Source organism: Virgibacillus alimentarius (genome assembly GCF_017874635.1).
GTDB classification, from domain to species: Bacteria; Bacillota; Bacilli; order Bacillales; family Amphibacillaceae; genus Virgibacillus_B; species Virgibacillus_B alimentarius.
Window position 1 is genome coordinate 1 of record NZ_JAGIKX010000060.1, and the last position, 5,426, is coordinate 5,426.

The 5,426-nt window shown below is 36.3% G+C and carries 6 protein-coding genes; 2 read left to right on the forward strand and 4 right to left on the reverse strand.

All coding sequences use genetic code 11. The annotated features are described in order from the left end of the window. Positions 1-428: 428 nt before the first annotated feature. Complete coding sequence (locus tag J2Z81_RS15470; RefSeq protein ID WP_029268499.1) at positions 429-656, reverse strand: hypothetical protein; 228 nt, start codon at positions 654-656, stop codon at positions 429-431. Positions 657-1,005: 349 nt separating this feature from the next. Between J2Z81_RS15470 and pdaB the strand changes: the two genes are divergently transcribed. Further along, the gene (pdaB, locus tag J2Z81_RS15475) at positions 1,006-1,764 is read left to right on the forward strand and encodes a polysaccharide deacetylase family sporulation protein PdaB (protein ID WP_029268497.1); all 759 of its coding nucleotides are present in this window, start codon (positions 1,006-1,008) and stop codon (positions 1,762-1,764) included. 48 nt (positions 1,765-1,812) lie between these two features. On the opposite strand, the gene J2Z81_RS15480 is transcribed toward pdaB, so the two are convergent. After that, the gene (locus J2Z81_RS15480; RefSeq protein ID WP_051681433.1) at positions 1,813-2,493 is read right to left on the reverse strand and encodes a KinB-signaling pathway activation protein; all 681 of its coding nucleotides are present in this window, start codon (positions 2,491-2,493) and stop codon (positions 1,813-1,815) included. 157 nt (positions 2,494-2,650) lie between these two features. On the opposite strand from J2Z81_RS15480, the gene gerD reads away from it, so the two are divergent. Continuing rightward, positions 2,651-3,271, forward strand: a complete 621-nt coding sequence (gene gerD / locus J2Z81_RS15485) for a spore germination lipoprotein GerD (RefSeq protein WP_038221079.1) — start codon at positions 2,651-2,653, stop codon at positions 3,269-3,271. A gap of 81 nt (positions 3,272-3,352) precedes the next feature. Here gerD and J2Z81_RS15490 read toward each other — a convergent pair whose 3' ends face one another. Then, positions 3,353-4,411, reverse strand: a complete 1,059-nt coding sequence (locus J2Z81_RS15490; RefSeq protein WP_029268491.1) for an Mrp/NBP35 family ATP-binding protein — start codon at positions 4,409-4,411, stop codon at positions 3,353-3,355. A 107-nt stretch (positions 4,412-4,518) separates the two neighbouring features. Next, positions 4,519-5,247 (reverse strand): N-acetylmuramoyl-L-alanine amidase CwlD, encoded by a 729-nt coding sequence (gene cwlD / locus J2Z81_RS15495; protein WP_029268489.1) that lies wholly within the window; start codon positions 5,245-5,247, stop codon positions 4,519-4,521. Positions 5,248-5,426 lie beyond the last annotated feature (179 nt).

The window sequence follows — 5,426 nt, forward strand, 5'->3', positions numbered from 1 at the left end:
TGTCTTAGCTTTATTTCTTGCATGTAGATAATCAGATTGTATTCATGAATTTAGATCAGTTGATCTGCATCCACAACCACAAGCTATCATCTATACTCTTGACATACTGGTTGTTTTGTTCAGTTTTCAAAGATCAATGTTTCCTTTTGTCTTTTTGCGACAAGATTTAATATACCATGTTCGCAATTAGTTGTCAACTAGAAACTATAAAAAATATTTTTTCGTTGTTTTGCTATGAAATATCCCTTGCGTTTCTTTCGACAAAAAATAATATAGCATATAAAAATAATAAGTGCAATAGGAAAATCGAAAAAAGTAGCATATTCTTTTTTTCCTATTACACCTAATAATAAAATTATGTTTTGTATTGTTATACAATCCTTTAATAAAGAAATAGTGACTACACCTTGGATATAGACATCAAGATCCTATTCATCATTCGCTTTGCTTCTTTTAAGCATATATTTCATTGTTTCTTGTTCACTAGCAACGCGGCGAAATAATTGAAATACGATTTGATACCGCTCCCTCATCGCTCGTCTTACCACATGATCGATTCGTTGATCATCCATATCCATCAGCAGCTCTTCTAATTCACGTTTAAGCATATACTCCATTTCTTTTTGTTCTATATCATTAATTAATAAACCCAACATTCCTATCACCTCAAGCCCTTCATTACTGTTCACTGACTCTCTTTTCGATACTGCATCAAACAATCTCTAAAACGATTGCCTTACATTCATTCGTGGCCTTTCGCAAATTTTGTCGGTTAATCTTTATTATGTCACTTTTTCTTCACTTACTTCTTACCCCTAAAAGATACCGTTTAAAATTACTATTCCAAAATAAACCCATTTTCATCCATCTTTAACTTATATTTTTTCATTTTATATTATAGCTTGGACATATTATGCTTTTATTTTCATAGACTTTAGTAAATCGTTTCTAAATTTCATTCGAAAGTACATACACACATCAGTTTAGGAAGGAGAGGTATTATCTATGCAATACTTTTATGCAATACAATTTAACAAATGGAAACGTTGGCTAATCATAGGAATATTGGCTTTATTTACAGCTTTGTTTGTCTGGTTCGAGCAAAATGGCACCTTTTCTGTTTTCTCAAATGAGAAACCAAGTGCATTTGCAAAAGGGAATGCAGATGAGACAAATATTGGTTTAACTTTCAACATTAGCTGGGGGGAGGAAAAGGTACACGACATATTAAAACAGTTAAAAAAGCACGAAATACAAGCTACTTTTTTTGTAAGCGGTGAATGGGCTGAACGCCACCCGGAAATTCTTGAAAAAATAATCGAGGACAAGCATGAACTTGGTATGATGGGGTACCGTTATAAAAGCTATCTCGACCAGGAAATTGAGGAGGTTCGTAAAGACTTAGTTAAAGCACAAGAAATATTTGATAAGTTGGGGTACGAAGATACAAAGCTTCTTCGGACACCTAGCGGGCATTTTAACAAAGAAATCATAGAACTTGCAGAGGATATGGGTTTTCAAGTCATTCATTGGAACGTAAATCCTGATGACTGGCAAAACCCAGGTACACAAAAAATTATAGATCATGTCATGAAAGAAACTACAAATGGAGATATTATATTAATGCATGCGTCTGACTCTGCAAAACAAACAGCAGAAGCCTTAAAAACAATATTACCTGGTTTGAAAAATAAGGGATTCCATTTGGTGTCCATGTCTGAGTTGATTAATCAAGCAAACGCTAAAGCAAAATTAGTTGAATAATAAATAACTCAAAACCCCTGATAATGAATCATACCAGGGGTTTTACTGTTATATTTTACTCGGTTTTATTTTTTTATGCTGCGCAGCGTTTCTTTTATTGGCCGGGGAACCTTTCCCTTTATTAGCAGATTGTTTTTCTGAATCTACTCTTGTCAATCGGTGTAATATTAATAACTGATACGTATTGCATGCCAGCAGTGGAATAATCATGAGCCACGCATAATCCGTACCGCTTGTTCGCAATCCAGGAACCCATTCAATCGTCGTCATGACTACCATTAAGAATAAAGCAGGTATAAATGCGCGTTGATTGGTTTCCTTCGCTTTTATTTTAGCGATGATCCATCCATATACAAGGATGGCAGCTGACATAAGGATAAATAAATATAATGGAATTTCTCCTTCTGCTGCCTGATACGGAAAATAAACTAAATCAAATACAACAAATGCAATGAGTAATATTTGCACCGTAGGCCAAAACGAACGAAAAACACTAAGACCTAATCGGTTAATAAACAGATATGCAAAAAATCCTGTCTGACTGACAACCGCAAACACCAATCCAAGGCCAACAAAGAATACAAGCAGACCCAGGAATTCCAAGGCATCAAAAGGACTTAACACCTTTGCATATTCTCCAGCCTTAACAAAAAAGCTAATAATAAGACCAGCCAATCCGCCTATCGTTAATGTTTTAAAAAACATTCCAACCAATTTACGACTATTCAATTTGAATCCTCCTACTTCTATATAACTACAGATAATTTAGAATGAAATACGCTGTTTCCTTGTATTTTATCACGAACAATGACTATTTTCCTTTATGACGTGAATATTTTTTTATTTGAGCACTCATATTATATATATGAGGAAGGAGGAGTCCCAATTGCTCCGGATTATTTTCATTTCTATATTAAGTTTCTCCATCCTATTAATTAGTGCATGTAATGGGGAAAAAACAAAAGATGCAGAATATGATACAACGAAAAAAATGGTTGTTGATATACTACAAACGGATGACGGGAAAAAGGCACTTTCGGAAATTATGGAAGATGAGAAAATGAAAAAACAATTGATTATCGAGTCTGATACCGTTAAAAAGTCTTTAAACGATGCACTCGCATCGAAAAAGGGAAAAGAGATGTGGACTAATCTTTTTAAAGATCCAGCTTTTGTTGAGACCTTCTCTAAATCGATGGCTGAAGAACAAAAAAAGCTAATCAAAAAGTTAATGAATGATTCTGATTATCAAAAACAAATGCTCGAATTGTTACAAAATCCCGAGATAACAGATCAAATGCTAAAAGTGATGAAAAGTCAACAATTTCGTTCTCATTTAGAAGAAACAATCCAACAAACATTAGAAACTCCTTCATTCCAAGCAAAAATGAAGGAAACATTACTAAAGGCTGCTGAAGAACAAGGAAAAAAGGAAAAGCAAGGACAAGAAGGAAAAAATGAAGGTGGTGGTGGCCAATCACAACAGCAAGGTGGGGGACAGTCCTAATAATACAGAAGGTTAGACGACCACGCTTTCTTCCCTATAAACGTACAAAAGAGGTGACTACAAGCACCTCTTTTCTCTTCTTTATTCTTCTACTTTTGCTATCACTTTTGCAGCTATTTTATGGTACTCTTTCCCGATCGGATGATCCTCCTGGTAAATGGATGGGGCAAAAACATCCTCATCTTCATATGGCTGTTGCAAAGGCAAGTGTCCAAGTACTTTCGTTTTAAGAACTTCCGCTAACTTTTCACCTCCACCTCGGCCAAAAACATATTCTTTTTCTCCCGTTTTTTGACTCTCAAAATAAGCCATATTTTCGATGACACCTAAAATATCGTGATCCGTTTTTAATGCCATTTGTCCGGCACGTGCCGCTACAAAGGCTGCTGTTGGGTGTGGTGTAGTAACAATAACTTCTTTACATGTAGGCAATAGCTCATGAACATCCATGGCAATATCTCCAGTACCTGGAGGCAAGTCCAATAGTAGATAGTCTAATTCGCCCCACTCCACTTCTTTAAAGAAGCTATTTAGCATTTTACCAAGCATTGGTCCACGCCAAATAATTGGTGAATTATCCTCTACGAAAAAGCCCATTGAAATCACTTTGACGCCAAAGCGTTCCACTGGAATGATCTTTTCTCCTCGTACAGTAGGGCGTTTTTCAACACCCATCATATCTGGAATACTAAACCCATAAATATCCGCATCAATAATACCAACTTTTTTTCCAAGTCGCATTAAAGACATAGCTAAGTTTACAGTTACTGTCGATTTACCAACCCCACCTTTACCACTGGAAACAGCGATAAAATGAGGATGGGATCCTCCACCCAGTAATGATGTTTCCTTTGCAGCATCTGCAGCAGGCTGGAACTTTTGAATGATTTCATCTGGTAATTGTTCAAAACGCAAGCCAACAGTTTTGGCCCCATTTTTCTTTAAAATTCCAACAATCTCTTGCTGTAATTGCATCTGCTCAGCGGTATTCGGTTTACCGATGGCAAGTTTCAAACTAACATGCTGCTTATCTTCTTTAATCGTAATCTCTTTAATACCATCGGTTTCTTCCATCGTTATATGTAAAAACGGATCCTTAATTGGGTTAAGGAGTTGTACAATTTCCTCTTTTGTTAACACAATGCGTCACCTTCCTTTTCTAGCTTCAGAATCCTCAAATTCCGTCCACTGCTAGTATAACATAATTCAAACAAAAACTAAGTGATTTGAATTATAGGAAAGGTGATCTAATTGGCTTTGCTATCTTCTTCCGGTTCCTTGGTTTCGTAGTGTAAAATACCTTTATAAATACTACCTGCCAACTTGCGCTGATAATCTTCTTGTTTCAGTAATTCAAGCTCCTGTTCATTTGATAAAAATCCAATTTCAACTAACGCCCCAGGAACTTTAGCATGTTTTAAAAGATACACCCCATTAATCGACAATGCTTCCCGATCCGTGTTTTCCAGGTTACGGATGATTTCCGATTGAATCATATTTGCCAGGTGCCCACTTTCTTCCATTTTCGGATAATAAAATGATTGTGCTCCATGCCATTGAGTGGCGGAAAGAGCATTTAAATGAATGGACACAAAGAAATCAGCCTTTTTATCATGGATAAATTTCAATCGATTGCGTATATCCTCCGACTTTCGATTAGCCAGCCCTTTTGTATCTTTAGCTGCTAGATCTTTGTCCTCTTCCCTCGTCAAATAAACGAGAGCACCGGACTGTTGTAAATAACTTTGCAGCTTTTTAGCTACATCTAAGGCAATTTCTTTTTCAGTTGTATCATCTTTCCCCACTGCTCCACCATCAGGGCCACCATGCCCAGGATCAAGTACAATCGTTTTTCCAGAAAGCGGAAGTGACCAGGATTCCCATGTTGTTTCACTTTTTTGAATTGGAAACTGAATGAGAAAAGCTAAAAGAAGAAAGCCTGTAATCCAAATAGCAACTTTTCCTGTTTTATTCATACGTCCCATGCTATTCGCCCCTCGTTCTTTCATATTATTTATCTAATTTTATGGGACAAGTTGAGGGTTTATGACTGAATATAGTATCGAGTAGGAGGATAATCATTAATTGATTATCCGACCTCTCACACCACCGTACTTACGGATCCGTATACGGCGGTTTAATTTTATTCTATACA